The sequence below is a fragment of the Rhizobium aouanii genome (genome assembly GCF_037002925.1).
Taxonomy (GTDB): Bacteria; Pseudomonadota; Alphaproteobacteria; order Rhizobiales; family Rhizobiaceae; genus Rhizobium; species Rhizobium aouanii.
Genome location: NZ_JBAMYD010000012.1, coordinates 69,066 through 86,183, shown reverse-complemented (window position 1 = coordinate 86,183; position 17,118 = coordinate 69,066). Strand labels below are relative to the sequence as shown.

18 protein-coding genes and 1 pseudogene are annotated in these 17,118 nt (G+C 61.6%); 4 read left to right on the top strand and 15 right to left on the bottom strand.

Translation table 11 applies throughout. The features are described from left to right. Positions 1 to 6: 6 nt before the first annotated feature. A complete protein-coding gene (locus V8P77_RS21150) occupies positions 7 to 666 on the bottom strand; it encodes an HD domain-containing protein (protein ID WP_335914238.1) in 660 nt (219 codons plus the stop codon). A gap of 136 nt (positions 667 to 802) precedes the next feature. Further along, a pseudogene (locus V8P77_RS21145) lies at positions 803 to 2,706 on the bottom strand (putative bifunctional diguanylate cyclase/phosphodiesterase). Between the two features lie 435 nt (positions 2,707 to 3,141). Here V8P77_RS21145 and V8P77_RS21140 point away from each other — a divergent pair. Both V8P77_RS21140 and V8P77_RS21135 read left to right on the top strand, forming a co-directional pair. Then, complete coding sequence (locus V8P77_RS21140; protein WP_335914109.1) at positions 3,142 to 3,495, top strand: hypothetical protein; 354 nt, start codon at positions 3,142 to 3,144, stop codon at positions 3,493 to 3,495. A 128-nt stretch (positions 3,496 to 3,623) separates the two neighbouring features. After that, positions 3,624 to 4,139, top strand: a complete 516-nt coding sequence (locus V8P77_RS21135) for a superoxide dismutase family protein (protein ID WP_335914108.1) — start codon at positions 3,624 to 3,626, stop codon at positions 4,137 to 4,139. Between the two features lie 8 nt (positions 4,140 to 4,147). Here the strand turns inward: V8P77_RS21135 and V8P77_RS21130 are convergent, their stop codons facing one another. The 8 genes from V8P77_RS21130 to V8P77_RS21095 all read right to left on the bottom strand — a co-directional run bounded on the left by V8P77_RS21130 (position 4,148) and on the right by V8P77_RS21095 (position 9,250). Further along, entirely contained in the window at positions 4,148 to 5,038 is an 891-nt protein-coding gene (locus tag V8P77_RS21130) for a mechanosensitive ion channel family protein (protein ID WP_335914107.1), read from the bottom strand. Between the two features lie 58 nt (positions 5,039 to 5,096). Next, positions 5,097 to 5,627: a tyrosine phosphatase family protein gene (locus V8P77_RS21125; RefSeq protein WP_335914106.1), complete on the bottom strand. Its 531-nt coding sequence runs from the start codon at positions 5,625 to 5,627 to the stop codon at positions 5,097 to 5,099. Beyond that, positions 5,624 to 6,232 carry a YfbR-like 5'-deoxynucleotidase gene (locus V8P77_RS21120; protein ID WP_020049321.1) on the bottom strand — a complete coding sequence of 203 codons (609 nt, stop codon included), beginning with the start codon at positions 6,230 to 6,232 and terminating at the stop codon, positions 5,624 to 5,626. Before V8P77_RS21120 ends, V8P77_RS21125 begins: the two co-directional genes overlap by 4 nt. Further along, positions 6,229 to 7,119 (bottom strand): CAF17-like 4Fe-4S cluster assembly/insertion protein YgfZ, encoded by an 891-nt coding sequence (gene ygfZ / locus V8P77_RS21115; RefSeq protein WP_335914105.1) that lies wholly within the window; start codon positions 7,117 to 7,119, stop codon positions 6,229 to 6,231. Before ygfZ ends, V8P77_RS21120 begins: the two co-directional genes overlap by 4 nt. A gap of 98 nt (positions 7,120 to 7,217) precedes the next feature. Further along, complete coding sequence (locus V8P77_RS21110) at positions 7,218 to 7,976, bottom strand: hypothetical protein (protein ID WP_335914104.1); 759 nt, start codon at positions 7,974 to 7,976, stop codon at positions 7,218 to 7,220. Positions 7,977 to 7,994: 18 nt separating this feature from the next. After that, on the bottom strand, positions 7,995 to 8,252 hold the full coding sequence (locus tag V8P77_RS21105) for a hypothetical protein (RefSeq protein ID WP_003546972.1): 258 nt from the start codon (positions 8,250 to 8,252) through the stop codon (positions 7,995 to 7,997). A 103-nt stretch (positions 8,253 to 8,355) separates the two neighbouring features. Next, positions 8,356 to 8,799, bottom strand: coding sequence for a TIGR02301 family protein (locus tag V8P77_RS21100; RefSeq protein ID WP_335914103.1), 444 nt, complete (start codon positions 8,797 to 8,799; stop codon positions 8,356 to 8,358). Positions 8,800 to 8,833: 34 nt separating this feature from the next. Next, the gene (locus V8P77_RS21095; protein WP_221951567.1) at positions 8,834 to 9,250 is read right to left on the bottom strand and encodes an NUDIX hydrolase; all 417 of its coding nucleotides are present in this window, start codon (positions 9,248 to 9,250) and stop codon (positions 8,834 to 8,836) included. A 71-nt stretch (positions 9,251 to 9,321) separates the two neighbouring features. Between V8P77_RS21095 and V8P77_RS21090 the strand changes: the two genes are divergently transcribed. Next, positions 9,322 to 9,642, top strand: a complete 321-nt coding sequence (locus V8P77_RS21090) for a YnfA family protein (protein WP_335914102.1) — start codon at positions 9,322 to 9,324, stop codon at positions 9,640 to 9,642. 41 nt (positions 9,643 to 9,683) lie between these two features. After that, on the top strand, positions 9,684 to 10,448 hold the full coding sequence (locus V8P77_RS21085; protein ID WP_335914101.1) for an SOS response-associated peptidase: 765 nt from the start codon (positions 9,684 to 9,686) through the stop codon (positions 10,446 to 10,448). A 226-nt stretch (positions 10,449 to 10,674) separates the two neighbouring features. Here the strand turns inward: V8P77_RS21085 and V8P77_RS21080 are convergent, their stop codons facing one another. From V8P77_RS21080 to V8P77_RS21060, 5 genes are all read right to left on the bottom strand, one after another. Further along, positions 10,675 to 10,821, bottom strand: coding sequence for a hypothetical protein (locus V8P77_RS21080; protein WP_017959783.1), 147 nt, complete (start codon positions 10,819 to 10,821; stop codon positions 10,675 to 10,677). A gap of 426 nt (positions 10,822 to 11,247) precedes the next feature. Next, on the bottom strand, positions 11,248 to 12,093 hold the full coding sequence (pssA, locus tag V8P77_RS21075; protein WP_003558134.1) for a CDP-diacylglycerol--serine O-phosphatidyltransferase: 846 nt from the start codon (positions 12,091 to 12,093) through the stop codon (positions 11,248 to 11,250). 74 nt (positions 12,094 to 12,167) lie between these two features. Next, positions 12,168 to 13,103 carry a phosphatidylserine decarboxylase gene (locus V8P77_RS21070; RefSeq protein WP_335914100.1) on the bottom strand — a complete coding sequence of 312 codons (936 nt, stop codon included), beginning with the start codon at positions 13,101 to 13,103 and terminating at the stop codon, positions 12,168 to 12,170. Next, positions 13,001 to 14,878, bottom strand: coding sequence for an ABCB family ABC transporter ATP-binding protein/permease (locus V8P77_RS21065; RefSeq protein ID WP_335914099.1), 1,878 nt, complete (start codon positions 14,876 to 14,878; stop codon positions 13,001 to 13,003). Before V8P77_RS21065 ends, V8P77_RS21070 begins: the two co-directional genes overlap by 103 nt. A gap of 211 nt (positions 14,879 to 15,089) precedes the next feature. After that, complete coding sequence (locus V8P77_RS21060; protein ID WP_335914098.1) at positions 15,090 to 17,096, bottom strand: LysM peptidoglycan-binding domain-containing protein; 2,007 nt, start codon at positions 17,094 to 17,096, stop codon at positions 15,090 to 15,092. Positions 17,097 to 17,118: the final 22 nt, after the last annotated feature.

Sequence of the window (17,118 nt, the reverse complement as noted above, 5' to 3'; positions counted from 1 at the left end):
GTTCTCCTAGATTTCGTCCATGAAGGCTGAGAGGAAGTCGCGCAGGCTCTTGTCGCGCGTGGCCGCCAGCCTGCGGCCGGTCTCGGTCTGGAACCCTTCCGCCAGTTTGAACAGCTTCGTCTGGAAATGGTCAATGGCATAACGCTTGTCGTCGAGCGGGCGGTCCGCCGCCGCCGGGTCGAACGGATCGTAGAGCCCGGATCCCAGTCGTCCGGCGATATAGAAGCAGCGTGCGGCGCCGACCATGCCGATCGCGTCCAGCCGGTCGGCATCCTGCAGGATCTTCGCCTCCAGCGTCCGCGGCGCCACCCCGGCGGAAAAACTGTGTGCGGTGATTGCGTGGGCCGCGGCATCGATATCCTCGACGCTCCAGCCGAGCTTCGCCAGGATCTCCGATGCCTTTTCCGCCGCCAAAGCCGATGCCTTTGCCCGCAGCGGCGAATTCTTCTCGACGGCGACGCAGTCGTGCAGCAGCACGGAAGCGGCAAGAACCCGCCCGTCGCCGCCTTCTTCCGCATGGATGCGCATGGCATTCCTGAAGACGCGCAGGATATGGGCAAGGTCGTGCGAGCCGTCGTCACCGTCGGCCGCATGCGCAATCAGCGCTGCGGCAAGTGTTTCGTGTGGGGAGAAGGCTTCAGCCGCGAACATAGCGCCACCTGTCATGAGGAAGTTCGTTTCCGCCGATAGGGCATCGGCGCGGAATTGAATGCGGGTGATAAAAGGGTTCGACAACGAAGATCTCAGGAATCGCAGCCGATTTTGTAGCGGCTTGCGGTGCGAGTCGCAATCGAGGGGGATCTCAGGGCTTGCCTTCAGAAAGATGCGTCACGCCGCCGTCTTCGGCGGCAGGGAGAGAAGATGAGGCACGTCACGCGCCGGTCTCGGCGGGCTGATGTGATAACCCTGGATCTCGTCGCATTCCTCGCATTCGAGCAGCGCCAGTTGCGCGGCCGTCTCGACGCCCTCGACGGTGACGCGCATGCCGAGCGCATCGCCAAGCAGGATGATCGCGTGCATGATCGCATGCGCTTCCTTGTTGTCGACGATGTCGTTGACGAAGGATTTGTCGATTTTGATCTTGTCGAAGGGGAAGCTCGAGAGGTAGCTCAGTGAGGAATAGCCGGTCCCGAAATCGTCCATCGAGATGCGGATGCCGCGCTCTTTCAGCGCATGCAGGATCGGCAAGACTTCGCTCAGATTTTCCATCAGCACGCTCTCGGTGATTTCGAGTTCGAGCCGCGACGGCGTCAGCGCGGCGGCGGCAAGCGCCTCGCTGACATCGCGCGTCAGGTCGCTGCTGCTGAACTGGATTGCCGAAACGTTGACGGCGATCTTGATGCCTTCGGGCCATAACGCTGCATCGTTGCAGGCCCGGCGCAAAACCCAACGGCCGATATCGACGACGAGGCCGACCTCTTCGGCAAGCGGAATGAAATCCATCGGTGGAACGCGGCCTCGAACCGGGTGGTTCCAGCGGATCAGAGCTTCGAAGCCGCAGATGCGCCGCTGCGAGAGGTCATAAAGCGGTTGGTAATGCAGCTCGAATTCCTCGTTCTCAACGGCTGCTTTGAGGTCCGCTTCCAGCGCGTGGCGCAACTGCATCTGGGCTTCCATCTCACTGGCGAAGAAGCGCTCGCGTTTGCGCCCCTCCGCCTTGGCATGCGACAGCGCCACGCCGGCATTTTTCAGCAGGATATCGGTTTCCTCGCCATCCTCAGGGGCGATTGCGATGCCCATGGAAACGCTGAGCTCTACCTGTTTCTCGCCGTGGAAGAATGGCTCGGAAAGCTCCCGGCGGATCTGCTCGGCAAGCGCCGTCACGTTCCACGGCTGCTGCTTGCCCGTCTGCAGGATGGCGAATTCGTCCGAGCCGAGGCGCGCCAGGGTGTTTTCCGAACCGGCCGAGGCTCGGACGCGCTCTGCGACCTGCTGCAGGATCTTGTCGCCGGCCGAAACGCCCATCGTATTGTTGATCGATTTGAACCGGTCGAGATTGAGGTGAACGAGGGCAATCTGTTCATCCGGCTTGCGTTCCGTAAGCGTCGCATCGACCTGCTCGCGAAAATGGATGCGGTTCGGAAGGCCGGTCAGCGGGTCGTGGTGGGCGAGATAGGTGATGCGCTCGGCCGCCCTTCGATCCTCGGTAATATCGGCATGAATGGAAATGTTGCTGCCGTCGGAAAGGATAGTCACCATGCTCTGGATGATGCGGCCATCGTCCATCAACCATTCGCGCCGACGGAGACTACTGCTCCTTGCGGTTGTGGAGGAATGTCGCCCGGTCCGCCGGCCAGGCTTGGCGCTGGCGCTCTCCGTGCCGCGCATTTTGGCCGTGAGATCGGCGATTGTCGCGCCGGCAGTGACATCTTCCTCCGTCAGGTCGAAGAGCTGACGGAAGCGGATGTTGGAAAGCGTCAGCCGCTGGTCGGAGTCGAAGACGCTGAGACCGAGCGGCAGGTTGTTGAGGATGATTTCGAAGAGTTTTTTCTGTCCGTCGAATGCCTGGCTGAGGGCTGACATATTGCCTCTCAGTGCATGGTTTTCCCTCAGCAGCGTTTCCGCGCTTCTCTCGATTTCGTCATAGTCGCTTTCATGGACGCGATAGGTCGCGATCACCAGATCCATCAGGCGCTGCGCATCGATTGATCCATCGTCGGAGACGGCCTGAGTGCATTGCTGCCAAAAAAGCGCTTCGGCTTTCATGTGGATGCGTCTTGCGCAGCAGCTGCCCCGGCCTCGGGGGAAGATGCCTTCGATTGACGTACGTGCATCATTACGCCGGACATGAAAACCTTTCTCAAAAGAACACAGAAATGGCTTTTTATAGCCGGACTGTCTGGTGGCAATGCGTGACGCCCATTTTCTATGGGCCGAATTAATATTCGGTTGCAGTGCAACAGCGACGGGCACGTCCTCAGACAATCGTTTTGTATGTGAAAAATCGCTGAAATATGCGGGAAATCGGTTGGCTGGCGCAGGCGGCAGGCGACGTCGCGGCGTTCCGTTAACTTTTGTCAACCATCGTTAATGAGAGGTTAACAACTTATTGACGCACTGCGCAAATCAGTTTAACCACCGAGTCAACACTGATTTTCCACCTTGGTATTGCGTACAAACACCACCGGCAAAAGGCGGTGAATGGAGGTTTGTATGACCAGCACCCCATCCGTTTCAGACACCTCATACGCATATCTGGCGACACTGTCGCGGCTCGATGCCAACGGCGATGGCGTGCTCAGCCGCGGCGAACGTGCCGCCGATGAGAAGCCCGGCATCATCAAAGAACTTCTGGAAGCCGACACGACCAGCGACACGCAGCCGAAATTTTCCGGCAGCCTGATTGCGCTGATGATGGACACGCGTGACAGCGGCACGGCAAGCAGCATTGCCGTTCCCTATCCACTGCAGCAGGCCGCGCCGACAACCGATAATCAGTCCGACGATCTTTACCGCAAGACGTACGGCCAGTTCGATTTCGATGCCGTCGCCTGAACCGCGTCTCGATTCGGGCGATCTGCAAGCCGGCCGTTTGGCCGGCTTTTCTCGTTCGATGGTCTCTAATCAGGAACACCTTCCGGTTTGATACGTTCAGAAGGACTACCGGACGGAAGGAGATCTCCATGAAAGCCACGCGCACCATCGCCGCCTTGAGCCTGCTTGCGGTTGCATTGCCGGCAGGCGCTCAGGACAAGCAGACGGCGGTCGCCAATTTCGTCACCAAGGACGGCAAGGAAGACGGTCGCGCGCAACTGACGGCTGCTGCCAACGGAGGTGTCCTGATCGAAGTCGAAATATCGGGACTGCCGGCGAACAAATGGGTGGCCTTCCATGTGCATGAGACCGGCCGTTGCGACGCCGCGACCCATCACGAATCGGCAGGCGGTCATTTCGATCCTGAGAAGGCGGAGCATGGCATTCTTGCAGCCAAGGGTCCGCATGCTGGCGACATGCCCAATCAATATGTCGGACAGGATGGCGTGTTGCGGGCACAGATCTTCAACAGCATGGTCACGCTCGACGGCAAGACCGACGGCATTCGTGGCCGCGCATTGATGGTGCACGCCAATTCTGATGATTATCGCAGCCAGCCGTCAGGAGATGCCGGTGAACGGCTTGCCTGCGGCGTTGTTCAATAGCTGCCGTCTCATTGCCGCGTCGGTGTCGGTTCTTCGGCCGCCGCCCTGCCGTTGCCCTTTTTTTCTGGTGTTGCGTCTGAAGCATCCGGCACAGCGGCGGGATTGTCCTTCTCATCGAAGGCGAGTTTCGCCCGCTTCACCATGTCACGGCTGACCAGCCACCAATCGCCGGTCTTTGCCCAATAGCGCAGCGTGACGGAGATCGCACTGTCACCGAGGCTATCGATGAAGACGCTGGGTGCCGGTGACGTCAGCACTCTGGAATCGGCTTTGGCAAGGCCCATCAGCCTCTCCATCGCCAGATCGATGTCATCGTCATGGGCGACGCTGATTTTCAGCTCTTCCCGCCGCGTGGGCTCGCGGCTGAAATTGGTGATCGGCGTGTTCCAGAGCGTCGAATTCGGCGCCAACCGGTAGAGCCCGTCGCCGGTTCTGAGTTCGGTCGCAAACAATCCGATTTCGCGCACCGTGCCGGCCACGCTGCTGGTCTCGATATATTCGCCGACGCGGAACGGCCTGAGGATCAGCAGCATGATGCCGGCAGCGATATTCTGCAGCGTTCCTTGCAGCGCCAGTCCGATCGCCAGGCCTGCCGCGCCGAGCGCCGCGATGATCGAAGCGGTCTGGACGCCGAACTGGCCGAGCACGGTAATGAACACCAGGATGAGCAGCGCATAGCGCACGACATTGGTGAAGAAGCGTGCCAACGTCTCGTCGATGCCGTGGATGCGCGACAAGCCCTCATAAGCCCAGCGGCTGAAGAAGCCGGCGAGCGTCCAGCCGATGACCAGTAGGATTAACGCCCCGAGGATTGAGAAGGAATATTGGACTGCAAGCGCGCTTGCCTGGCTGAGTGCCGTTTGCGTGGCGAGGAGGACATCGGCTGCCTGTTGTTCCATGATCTGGCCCTGTCGATTATGCGTGGTCGGGGGCTAGATGGAGCGGCTGGCGGCAGCGTCAACCGCAGGCGGCGTCTCGGATCGCAAGCACGAAGGGCGCATTGCCGTCGGCATCGGCACCGCGCCCGATTGCCCGCACCGCCGCGACCAGCCGGCCGCTGCGGCCGAGCAGCGCGTCACCGATCTCTATCAGCCGGGCATTCGGCGTCGCGAAGGGCGAGGCGGCCCGCAGCCGGCGGGCAAGCGTTTCCTCGCTCTGATCGGGTGCCAGCGACAGCGCGGTAATGAGCGCTGCGGCCGGCGATCGCGATACGCCCATCCAGCAATGGATGAGCAGCGGCGTCTCCTGCCGCCACGAAGCGGCAAAGTCGATAATCCCCTGCACATGCGTCTCGTCAGGCGCCACGAGATCGCCGGTGCCCTTGAAGACGATATCGTTCATGGCAAGTGTCAGATGGCGCTCGGCCGCGATCACGCCCGGCCGGTGAAAGGCCTGCTCCTTGGCAATCAGGCTGATCATGTCGCGCGCCTTGTGGCGCACCGCCATTTCCGCGATGCGCGACAGCGGCGAGACGACGATGAAGGTCACGATACCATCTCCCGCTCGACCTCTATCGCCGCGAAGCGCTCGCAGAACAACCGCTGCGCTTCGATCGCCGGCAGCGGCTCGATCATCAGCATGTCCTTGCTGATGCCGCGCGGCTGGCCGAAGAATTTCTGTGCCTCGGCGGGTGTGAAACCGGCAAGTACGGTCGCTTCGAAATAGGCGGCGATCGTGTCGGCTTTCTTGATCCGCTCCTTGAGATCGCGCGAGGGATGCGGCGGCAGGCCGAAGCGCAGGTGCACGGCGGCCTCCAGTCGCTTTTCCACCGTTTTATAGCCGCCGCCGACCACCGATTTGAACGGCGAGATCATGTCGCCGATCACATATTCGGGTGCATCGTGCAGCAGCGCCATCAGGCATTCCTGCGGTCGCGCATCGTTGAAGCGGCGGAAGATATCCTCGACGACGAGACTGTGCTGGGCCACCGAAAAAGCATGATCGCCGGAGGTCTGGCCGTTCCAGCGGGCCACGCGCGCAAGCCCATGAGCGATGTCGATGAGTTCGACGTCGAGCGGCGAGGGGTCGAGCAGGTCGAGCCTGCGCCCGGACAGCATGCGTTGCCAGGCACGCGGAGCTTTCGTCGTTGTCACGCGCTGGCCTCGTCGGCGCTGGCGGGAAAGACGAGACCGGACCATGCCGGTAGGACGAGGGAAACAGGCGTGTCGCCGGCGAGCAGCGGCGTGCCTGCTGCCATCGCGGCGCCGGCGCGGTCGATGCGCACGATCGCAAGTCCATTGCCGCCGTCGACCGAACCGAGCGTACCGACCGGCTTGCCGGCGGCGGTAATCTCCGTCCCGGTTCCCGGCAGATCCGTTGCGGCGGACACCGTCACGACGCGCCGGCGCGCAGTGCCGCGATGCTGCATGCGTGAGACGACCTCCTGGCCGACATAGCAGCCTTTCCTGAAGGAGAGGCCGCCGTTGAAATCCATCAGCACATCATGCGGGAAAGCGTCCTGCAGGGCGAAGTCAGATCCTGATGTGACGATGCCGTGGCTGATGCGCAGCGCGTCGTAGAGCGCTTCTGCACCATCGCCGTGTCTTCCTCCCCGGCGGGTCAGCGTGACGCCCGCCTTGGCGAAGCGGCTGTCTCGGGCGCCCTGGCTGCCCCGGGCGCCCTGGCTGCCCCGGGCGCCCTGGCTGCCCCGGGCGCCTTCGGCATCTACGCCCCAGGAAACGGTGACGCCTTCTTCGGTGCTTGGCGCAAGTGTGACGGCGGCGCGCAGCTTGTACATCGTCAGCCGCTTCAGCAGGCCGTCGCGCTGGCCGGCATCGGTCTCGATCATGTAACCTTCACCGTCCCGCCAGATCATGAAGTCGAACAGGATCTTGCCCTGCGGCGTCAGCAATGCCCCGGGGCGCGCCTCGTCGGCCTCGAGCGCGGCGATATCGGTGGTGATCAGGTTCTGCAGGAAGGATTGGGCTTCCGCGCCGCTGACGAAGAGCAAGGAGCGGTCTTTCAGGAATACGGCTGGCATGGCGGAACCTGTCGCGTTGGTTATCGCTCAGAGGTATGTCTTCATGAGGTGGATCGCAAGCGCCATGCGAAACGTGAAAAGCGCAGGCGAGACGGGCATCAATCGCCCGCTGTGAAGAATTTCCATTTACCCTGAGGCGTAATGCCGAGGCGATAGAAATTATATCCGCCGAATTCCTGCATGTCGGAGAGATCGCCGGCCGTGACGATGCGCAGCAGCTCGACGCGCTCCGGCGGTGTCAGCGACTTCAGATCCTTCTCGGCAAAATAGGGCCAGACATACATGTCGTCGGGCGTGCCCTGGCCGACATGCACGAAGCCGGTCGAGATGATGTCGAGCATGATGGCAAGGATCTCGTCGCCGTCAGGATCGCCCGACAGATCCTTCAGCGTGCCGATCGGATCGTCGGTCGGTTCGCCCACAGTCACCTGCGTCTGGTCGGCACCGGCGCCCATCAGCGGCCGCAGCCGCTCGAGATCGCCGGAGGCGGCCGCCTCGACGATCTGCTCGCGCATCTTGCGAACCGGCTCTGGCACCTTGCTGATGTCGTAGATCACCTCGACGGGCTTGGAATTCTCCTGAGCGCCCGGCGTCTTGTCGACGCCCTGATTGTTCTGGCTGTTGACCAGCGGATCGGCCATCGGAACGCCGGGAGTGGCCCCGCCCTGCGGCTGGCTCTGTTCCTGGGCGCTTCCCTGTGCGGGCGGCGTGTCGTTGGCCGCCTGGCCGGGGATCTTGTGCAGTTCGGAAAGCGCGTAGGCTGCCGGCGCAAGGAAAACATTGCCGGCGGCGAGGCTGAACGCAAGCAGCACCGGCGCGAGCGGAATTCGCGAAACTTTCTCTTTACCGGTGTGCATCAAGCTCTCTGATAATAATTATTGCAAGGTGCGGTTCGCGGAAAATTCGCCGGCAAGCATGCGCTCACGCAGCGAATCGAGCAGGGCTTCGGCGCTCTTTTCCCCATGCAATCTGATCGTCTCGCGCAGCGCATGTGCAATGGCGGCATCAGCGATGATTTCAGGCTCGATCCCGTCGGCCATGCCGTCGGCCCAAGCTTCGTTCTGGTACTCCAGAGCTGCCTGCATCTTTTCGTGGACGATCATGTCGTCGATGTCGTTGAGGCTTGCTTCCATTGTCTTTTCCTCAGAACTTCTCATGTCTTACTGCACAGTTAACAACACTAACAGCCTTTTCCCAAAACGACACGTCCGCATGCGAAAACAGGTTAATTAAACGTCAATTTCCAAAGCGCGAGGTAATTTCTGTGGCAAGTGTTGCACCTTCGTTACGGTAGCGCTCTTCTGCCACGATGGCCGCCGGGGTGCAATCCGTATAGACCGAGGCGAAGGCGCGATAGCCGCGATTGAAGGCTGCTGTCAGCTTTTCCTTGCGATGCGGCTCGTTGCCGGTCTCCGAATCGAGCAGCTGCTGCATGCCGTTTCGCCACTCGTCGCCACCCGCCGCCTTGCAGAGCGTTCTCAGATAATGCACCGAACCCAGCACCTCGGCGAACCGCGCCAGCTTGTCGTCATAGGGCACGCTCACGATCGGCGGTGCAATCTCCTCCTCCTGTGGAGGCGGCGTATTCTTGCCCTGCGCCATCGTAGGGCCGGCCAGGACGAGCAGGGACAGAAAAACGCGTCGAACGGGAATCATGCTCACAGTTGATACGCTCAGCATGACGGCAACAAGGCGTGCTTCAAAGTTTCCACGTCTATTCGCCGCCCGCCAGCCGCTCCGCGCATTCGAGCACGCTCTGCGGTACGGGCAATTGCCGGATTTCCTCCAACGTGTACCAGCCGAGGGCTGCCGCATCGTCGGCGGCTTCCGCTACGGCATCCCGATCCGCATCGACGCGAAAGACCGACAGCAGGAAATGGCTCTTGACGCTGCCGTCGGCCGCATGCGTCTTCAGGTCGTAGGTCGAAAACAGCCGCGGATTACGTGCCGAAATGCCGGTCTCTTCATGGAGTTCGCGCAATGCCGTTTGTTCCGGCGTTTCGCCGGGCTCGGCCCGCCCGCCGGGAAAGGCATACATGTCGGCGGAAGGCGGGTTGCGCCGCAACACGAGGAGGAATCGTCCGTCGCGCTCGAGAATGGCGGAGGAGGCGGCTTTGGCGGTGGAGATCATCGGAGGCTGCTCTTGCTGTGATGGCCCATCTTATCGGAGGAATAATGCGACGGGATTCGAAAGGTGCTTCCGTGACCTACATCATCTTTGCGTTTGCTGCCCTCTTCGAGATCGCTGGCTGCTTTGCCTTCTGGGCATGGCTGAAGCTCGAAAAGTCCGTCTCGTGGCTGGCACCGGGCATGGTCTCTCTGGCGCTTTTCGCCTGGCTTCTGACGCTGGTGCCGAGCGAGGCTGCCGGCCGTACCTTCGCGGCCTATGGTGGCATTTATATCCTCGCCTCGCTGCTCTGGCTATGGCTGGTCGAGGCCCGCGTGCCTGATCGTTACGATATCGGCGGCGCGCTGATCTGCCTTGCCGGCGCCAGCCTCATCCTCTTCGCCCCGAGAGGCTGAGGCGTCTTGACCTGATACAAGCGGGGTGCAAAGACAAGCCGATGTGTGGACGTTTCGCCCTGACAAGCTCCAGCGCCGACCTGCGCGAATTCTTCTCCGGTCTCGATCTCGACGATTTTCCGGCGCGCTACAACATCGCCCCGACGCAGCCGATCCTCGTCGTCATATCAGGCGAGGGCAGGGAGCAGGGCAGCAACTTGGCCGACCGGCGCGCCGTGCTCGTGCGCTGGGGCCTGACGCCGGGCTGGGTCAAGGATCCAAGGGATTTCCCGCTGCTGATCAACGCGCGCGCAGAAACCGCGATCGGCAAAGCCTCCTTCCGCGCCGCCATGCGTCATCGCCGCGTGCTCATTCCGGCCTCCGGTTTCTATGAATGGCATCGCCCGCCCAAGGAAAGCGGCGAGCGGCCGCAGGCCTATTGGATCAGGCCGCGCCAGGGTGGGATCATCGCCTTTGCCGGGCTGATGGAGACATGGTCTTCGGCCGACGGCTCCGAGGTCGATACCGGCGCGATCCTGACGACATCGGCCAATTCAGCCATATCGGCGATCCATGATCGCATGCCCGTCGTCATCAGACCTGAGGATTTCACGCGCTGGCTCGATTGCAAGACGCAGGAACCGCGCGAGGTGGTCGACCTGATGCAGCCGGTTCAGGATGATTTCTTCGACGTCGTGCCGGTCTCCGACAAGGTCAACAAGGTTGCCAACATGGGTCCCGACCTGCAGGAGCGGGTTGTCATCGAAAAGCCGTTGAAGGCGCCCGACAAGCAAAAGCCTGACGACGGCCAACTCAGCTTCTTCTGAACACTGTCCGCCGCAGCAGCCGGCCCGTCGGCGACCTATCGGCGCCGACGTGTCACATTGGCGGTGGCGATGCATCGCTTCGTCCATCAGGTTTTTCGAGTTGTGCTTATGTCGCCGGAGCGTCGTCAGGAGATTCCGGCGATCGCCTCTCGTCATTCACTTGGTCAGCGGTGCCTGACGGATGTAACCCGAGAGCACGCATGCTTCCAATTTGAAGCCTTCCGCTTCAAGCGGATTTTTTGACGCTGGTTGGCTTATGCTTCGCCATCAGCGATGCTGCGGCAACAGCCTTCAGGCCGACGGGGCGATAGTTGGCGGCGAGGTCTGGCTTGGCCGCTTGCTGTTCGCCGGTACTGCTCGTCTTCGAAGTCACGATACTCTCCTTACGTGGTTCTTCCCTGGGCATTTTATAGTTTGATGTTTCGTCACGAATAGCGACAAAATGGGGGCGTAGCTCATCAGGATTTGTAAACGCACACCATAATTCGCGAGGCTTAACTGAAGCCTACGTTGGTTAATACTTACTGAAGAGAGCAGTTCCAATAAAAGTGCGAAAGCGGTTTTCTCGGGAAAATGCGGAACAGCCGGATAAGTGCACGGTTTTCTCTGGGGAAAACCTATGCTTTTCCTGAGATCCCTCAGAACGAAGGGAGAGAAGCATTTCCGCCATTTAAAGCATGTCGCGCAAAAGTGTGCAGCAGTTTTGCGACAACGACATGCGTAAAATAAAGAGCTAAAGCGCGAGGGCGAATCTGAAAGATCGCGACGCGCTTTAGAGAAATCCGGAAATGCTCGGTGATCAGATGTGCCGGCCGATATCGTCGTCGCCGATGCCGGGTTCCTCGATCGTTAATGTCCCGTATTTCCGCCGCCATTTCCGCGCGCCGAAGGGAAGCGATATGAGGTAGGCGGCAACGGTGAAGACCATCACTTCCCAGGTGTAGCTCATCAGCAGAGCCACATAGAGCACGACGCCGAGCATCATCGGCAGCACGAGATCGCGCCGCAAGCGATTGCCTTCCGATTTTCCCGACCAGACCGGCAGCCGGCTGATCAGCAGGAAGGCGATGAGCACGGTGTAGATCGACGAGAGATAGGCGAAGGTGCGGTCCGTCGCCAGCCCGAGGAAGCCGAGATAGACCGGCAACAGCACCAGCATGGCGCCGGCAGGCGCCGGCACGCCGACGAAATATTCCGATTGCCAGCTCGCCTTGTTTTCGCGTTCAGCCATGACGTTGAAACGGGCAAGGCGAAGCCCGGCGGCGATCGCATAGATCAGGGCGGCGATCCAGCCGAGCGAGCGCGCCTGGTCGAGCGCGAAGACATAAACGACGAGGGCGGGTGCGACGCCGAAATTGACGATGTCGGCAAGCGAATCCATCTGCGCGCCGAATTTGGAAGTCGCCTTCATCAGCCGCGCCACGCGCCCGTCGATGCCGTCGAGGAAGGCGGCGAGCAGCACCATGGAGACGGCGAGTTCGTAACGATTCTCGAAAGCCAGCCGGATGCCGGTCAGCCCGGCGCAGATCGCCAGAATGGTGATGAGGTTCGGAAAGACGAGCCGGAGCGGGATTTCGCGCAGACGCGGGCCGCGGGCGGAATCATCCGGCCCATTGGGCTCGAAAGGCGGAAAAGGCGTTTCCATATCGCGTTCCAATCGTTCCTAAAGCAATTCCAGCAAAACTGAGTAGCGGTCACTTCCGTGAAAGCTGAACCGCTTTAGCTGCGGCGGCTGATGACGGGACCCTTGGCGGAGGCGAATTCGGCGATGACGGTTTCTCCCGCAACCGCCGTCTGGCCGAGCGAGACGCGTGGCGCAGCACCAGCGGGCAGGAACACGTCGAGCCGCGAGCCGAAACGGATCAGCCCGAAGCGCTCGCCGGCATCCACCGGCTCGTTGGGGTTCGCCCAGCAGAGGATGCGTCGCGCCACGAGGCCGGCGATCTGCACGACGCCGATCTGGCCGTGGCCGGTTTCGATCACCAGCCCGTTGCGCTCATTGTCTTCGCTCGCCTTGTCGAGCTCGGCGTTGACGAAGCTGCCCGAGCGGTAGTTGATGCTGACGATGCGCCCGCGCATCGGCGCCCGGTTCACATGGCAATTGAAGACGTTCATGAAGACGGAGATGCGCAGCATCGGCTCGGAGCCGAGGTTGAGCTCGGCCGGCGGGGTCACCATCTGGATAGCCGACACCTTGCCATCGGCGGGAGAAATCACCAGGTCGTCGTCCTGCGGGGTCACACGCTCCGGATCGCGGAAGAAATAGGCGCACCAGAGCGTGAAGATCATGCCGATCCAGAAGAGCGGCTTAAAGATCCAGCCCAGGACAAGCGACACGACGAAGAAGGCGGCAACGAAGGGATAACCCTCCTTGTGCACGGGGACGATCGTGTTGCGAACCGTGTTGAACAGGCTCATGGCTGCCGGTCTCCTTGCGTTTTCATTTTTGCTGGTTAGCGAAAAACCGTCTCTGGGGCAATGCTGTGGCCTCGGCCCTGGTTCCCACGCCGCGGTTCTAAACAACAAAAGCCGGCCGGCGTCGGTTTCCCTTGTCAGCTTGCCGGAGCAAGCCGCGTTATCACACCGAGGTCGTCGCTTTCGCGCACCTGCTTCAGATGTTCCTCCGCCTGTGTCGCCTCGCGCTGGCGGTTCCACATCGAAGCATAAAGGCCGTTCCTTTCGAGCAGGGCGGCATGTGTTCCGCGCTCGGCGATCTCGCCGCTTTTGAGCACGATGATCTCATCGGCGCTGATGACAGTCGAAAGCCGGTGGGCGATAACAAGCGTCGTGCGGTTCTTCGAAACCAGGTCGAGTGCCTCCTGGATTTCCCGTTCCGTCGTCGTGTCGAGCGCCGATGTCGCCTCGTCGAGGATCAGGATCGGCGGCGCCTTGAGGATGGTGCGGGCGATCGCCACCCGCTGCTTCTCGCCGCCCGAAAGCTTCAGCCCGCGCTCGCCGACCTTGGTTTCGAAGCCCTCGGGCAGCGTTTCGATGAAATGCGCGATCTGCGCCACCTCTGCGGCGGCAAAGACCTCGCCGTCGCTGGCCGATGTGCGGCCATAGCGGATGTTGTAGGCGACCGTGTCGTTGAAGAGCACGGTATCCTGCGGCACCATGCCGATCACCGAGCGCAGGCTCTTCTGCGTCACCGTGCGGATATCCTGACCGTCGACGGTGATTGCGCCGCTCTGGATATCGTAGAAGCGATAGAGCAGCCGCGACAGCGTCGATTTGCCCGCACCCGACGGGCCGACGACGGCGACCGTCTTGCCGGCCGGCACCTCGAAGGAAATGCCCTTCAGGATCGGACGGGCCGCATCATAGGCGAAGTGCACGTCCTTGAAGGAGATCGCGCCCTGGCCGATCCGAAGTTCGGTCGCATCAGGCGCGTCTTTGACTTCGGTCTGCACCTCAAGCAAATCGAACATCTGCTCGATATCGGTCAGCCCCTGGCGGATTTCGCGGTAGACGAAGCCGATGAAGTTGAGCGGTACGGAAAGCTGCAGCAGCATCGAATTGACGAAGACGAAATCGCCGACCGTCTGCTCGCCGCGCTGCACGGCCAGCGCTGACAGCACCAGCATGATCGTCGTGCCGATGCCGAAGATGACGCCCTGGCCGAAGTTCAGCCAGCCGAGCGAGGTCCAGACATCGGTCGCCGCCTTTTCGTAACGTTCCATCGATTTGTCGAAACGCTTTGCCTCCATCTCCTCATTGCCGAAATATTTAACGGTCTCGAAATTGAGGAGAGAGTCGATCGCCTTGGTGTTGGCGTCGGTATCACTGTCGTTCATCGACCGGCGGATGGCGATGCGCCAGTCGGATGCGCGGATCGTGAACCAGATATAGGCCCAGACGGTAAAGGCGGTAACGGCGAGATAGGAGAAACCGTAGCCCCACCAGAAGATCACCGCCGTCAGCAGGAATTCGATGACGGTCGGGACCGAATTGAGGATCGTGAAGCGCACGATCGTCTCGATACCCTTGGTACCGCGCTCGATGATGCGCGACAGCCCGCCGGTCTTGCGCTCGAGATGGAAGCGCAGCGACAGCTCGTGCATGTGCACGAAGGTCCTGTAGGCGAGCTGGCGCACAGCATGCTGCCCGACGCTGGCAAAGAGCGCGTCGCGCAGCTGGTTGAGGCCGAGCTGGATCAACCGGGTGATGTTATAGGCAATCACCAGCGCGATGGCGCCGGCCAGCAGCGGCGGCACTGAGCCGGCAAGATCCATCCTGCCGTTCAGCGCATCGGTCGACCACTTGAAGAAATAGGGGACGAGCAGCAGTACGAATTTGGAGATCAGTAGATAGACCGAAGCCCAGACGACGCGCATCTTGAGGTCGGGCCGGCCGGCCGGCCACATATAGGGCCAGAGGTTGAGAAGCGTCTGCGGCAGGTTGGATTCCGAGACTGTCTTGCCGTTTGCCATGCTTGTCTCCAGCCCGGGTGGGCTTGCCGCGATTGCGGCGATTCGATGCCGGCAGGAGTGCGGAACCGGACGTGCCCGAAAGCGCTTCCCTCAATCCGCAGCCGCCACCGCCAGATAGGGCGCCGGGCGGACGAATACAACAATTGCTGGGGTAAGGAAACGACGAGGCCGGGCGCTTATCCCGCCCGGCCTCGTCGCGTTGTTTTGCAGCTTAGAGATGCTGGCCGGACACGCGCTTGCGGTGCAGCTCTTCGGCATTCGGCAGGACATCCTTCGGCAGGCCGAAAATCTGGCCAGGGCGGATGCGATCGGGATTGATGATCTTGTCCTCGTTGGCGATGTAGATCGTCGTGTAACGAACGCCGAGGCCATAGGTGCGGCGCGAGATCTGCCACAGCGTGTCGCCGCGGCGAATGATGACTGCCGCATTGTTTGCCGTCAGCGGCGCCTGTTCGATCGTCTTCGGCTGGTTGCTTCCGACATCGTTTGCAGATGGCGTTGCCGGCGCGGGTGCAGCGGTGAATTCGGCGATCATCCCGCCCAGTTTTTCGAGTGCTGCGCCGACGGACTTCGCATCCCCAGGCAGGCCCTGCAGCAGCTTCAGCGCATTGCCGGCGACCTGCGAGGCCGAGCCGGACGTTTGCCTGAAGGCATCGGGCGCATCGGCCGCCGGGCGGAAGTCGGCGACCGAGCGTAGCGCGAATTCCGTTGCCGAGCGCGCCGCCGCAAGCTGTTCGGCGCCGGGCAGCTTGCCATCGGCAAACAGCCCCTTCAGCAGGCCGAAGGCCTTGCCGACTTCGGCTTTGAGTTTGCCGAGTTCGCTTTCGTCGAGCGGCACCATCGAGGAAGCGCCGTTGGTGTCGGCGGGAACCGATTGCGCAGCGACCCTCACCTGATCGCCGGCCGGGCGATTGAAATTCACCGCCGCGCGCACGATGACCTTGCCTGTGGGATCAACGACATCGACGCGGATCTTGTGGTCGCCGACCGAGAGCGCCACCACACCGTCGATGACGAAATGACCGTCGGAGCCGGCGGTGTCCTGGCCGACAAGGCTGTCGTCGGCATAACCGATGACCTTGGCATTGGCGCGCGTCGTGCCGGCAATGAAGATCTTGTTGCCTTCGATCTCGACGGCATTGACCATCACATCGGGCACATTCGCCTTGTCGGGTGCTGCGGTGCCGGGAATGGCCGGTGCCGTATCCGCGCCGCCGGAGGGGGTGTCCGTGAGGTTCGGCGTCTGCAGTGCCAGCTCGCCGGTTGCTGCAGGCGCAGCAGGCGGTACCATCGGGTTGGAAGCATCGGCAACTTCGGTTCCGGCCTTCGGCGCGGTAATGATGCGGCTCGCCGTGCCGGGTTTGGAAACCATGGCGAGCAGATTGGCGCCATTGCCATCCTTCGGCACGGAAATGGTCGCGACTTCTTCGGAAAGCGTGCTCTTGCCGTCCTTGCCCGTGAACTTGAGCACGAGCTGGTGGTCGCCGGCGGCAAGCGGATCGTCGAGAACGGCAGCAAAATCGCCGCTTGCATCGACATTGGCCGTCGTCACCACCTTCTCGCCGTCGAGCACCTCGAGCTTGCCGTTCGGTTCGGCGGAACCGGCAATCACCGTCGATCCGTCCGGCTCGACGCGCAATACGTCGAAGGCGGGAAGCTTCGGGCCGGTATTTTCCGCTGCCGTATTCGTTCCAGGGGCGGTTTCCGGCGCACCGGTCAGCGCAACCTCGGCCTTGGCGATCGCGGCAAGCGCATCGGCGATGTCCTCGGGCAACGACCGGATGATGGCGAGTGCCTTCGCGCCGCCTTCCTTGGCCTTGGCGGCAAGGGTCTGAGTCGCGGGATCGAGGCCCTCGGGAATGGTGAAATCGGCAAGCGCGGTCAGCGCCTTTACGGCTTTGGTCTTGGCGGCAGTGAAGACATCGATGGCCGGGCCTTTGCCGTCGGCAAACAGCGCCTTGAGCTCGCTGAGCGATACGCCGGCATCGGCCGAAAGGCGACCCACCTGATCGGCGACCGCAGCCGCTTCGCCCGCGGCGGAGCGCGATGTCTTTGCCGCCTCATTAACCGTGTTCTTGACCTCCGTGCTCGCCTGGTTGATGGCGTCTCCGACCTTGGTTGCATCGCCGCCGATGCGCGGCATGACGACAAACACCATCAGTAGGATTGCGATTGCGAGGACTGCAAGGGCCAGCAAGCCGGCACGGTTCTTCATCATTATGTCTCCCAAGGCGGCAATT

Bases quoted from the DNA above. Each gene is read 5' to 3' on its own strand.
- V8P77_RS21105 (WP_003546972.1), bottom strand. From the start codon at position 8,252: ATGGAAGCAAGCCTCAACGACATCGACGACATGATCGTCCACGAAAAG.
- V8P77_RS21100 (WP_335914103.1), bottom strand. From the start codon at position 8,799: ATGCTGAGCGTATCAACTGTGAGCATGATTCCCGTTCGACGCGTTTTT.
- ygfZ (WP_335914105.1), bottom strand. From the start codon at position 7,119: ATGCCAGCCGTATTCCTGAAAGACCGCTCCTTGCTCTTCGTCAGCGGC.
- pssA (WP_003558134.1), bottom strand. From the start codon at position 12,093: ATGGAAACGCCTTTTCCGCCTTTCGAGCCCAATGGGCCGGATGATTCC.
- V8P77_RS21065 (WP_335914099.1), bottom strand. From the start codon at position 14,878: ATGGCAAACGGCAAGACAGTCTCGGAATCCAACCTGCCGCAGACGCTT.
- V8P77_RS21060 (WP_335914098.1), bottom strand. From the start codon at position 17,096: ATGATGAAGAACCGTGCCGGCTTGCTGGCCCTTGCAGTCCTCGCAATC.
- V8P77_RS21095 (WP_221951567.1), bottom strand. From the start codon at position 9,250: ATGATCTCCACCGCCAAAGCCGCCTCCTCCGCCATTCTCGAGCGCGAC.
- V8P77_RS21130 (WP_335914107.1), bottom strand. From the start codon at position 5,038: ATGGAACAACAGGCAGCCGATGTCCTCCTCGCCACGCAAACGGCACTC.
- V8P77_RS21135 (WP_335914108.1), top strand. From the start codon at position 3,624: ATGAAAGCCACGCGCACCATCGCCGCCTTGAGCCTGCTTGCGGTTGCA.
- V8P77_RS21140 (WP_335914109.1), top strand. From the start codon at position 3,142: ATGGAGGTTTGTATGACCAGCACCCCATCCGTTTCAGACACCTCATAC.
- V8P77_RS21110 (WP_335914104.1), bottom strand. From the start codon at position 7,976: ATGCACACCGGTAAAGAGAAAGTTTCGCGAATTCCGCTCGCGCCGGTG.
- V8P77_RS21085 (WP_335914101.1), top strand. From the start codon at position 9,684: ATGTGTGGACGTTTCGCCCTGACAAGCTCCAGCGCCGACCTGCGCGAA.
- V8P77_RS21150 (WP_335914238.1), bottom strand. From the start codon at position 666: ATGACAGGTGGCGCTATGTTCGCGGCTGAAGCCTTCTCCCCACACGAA.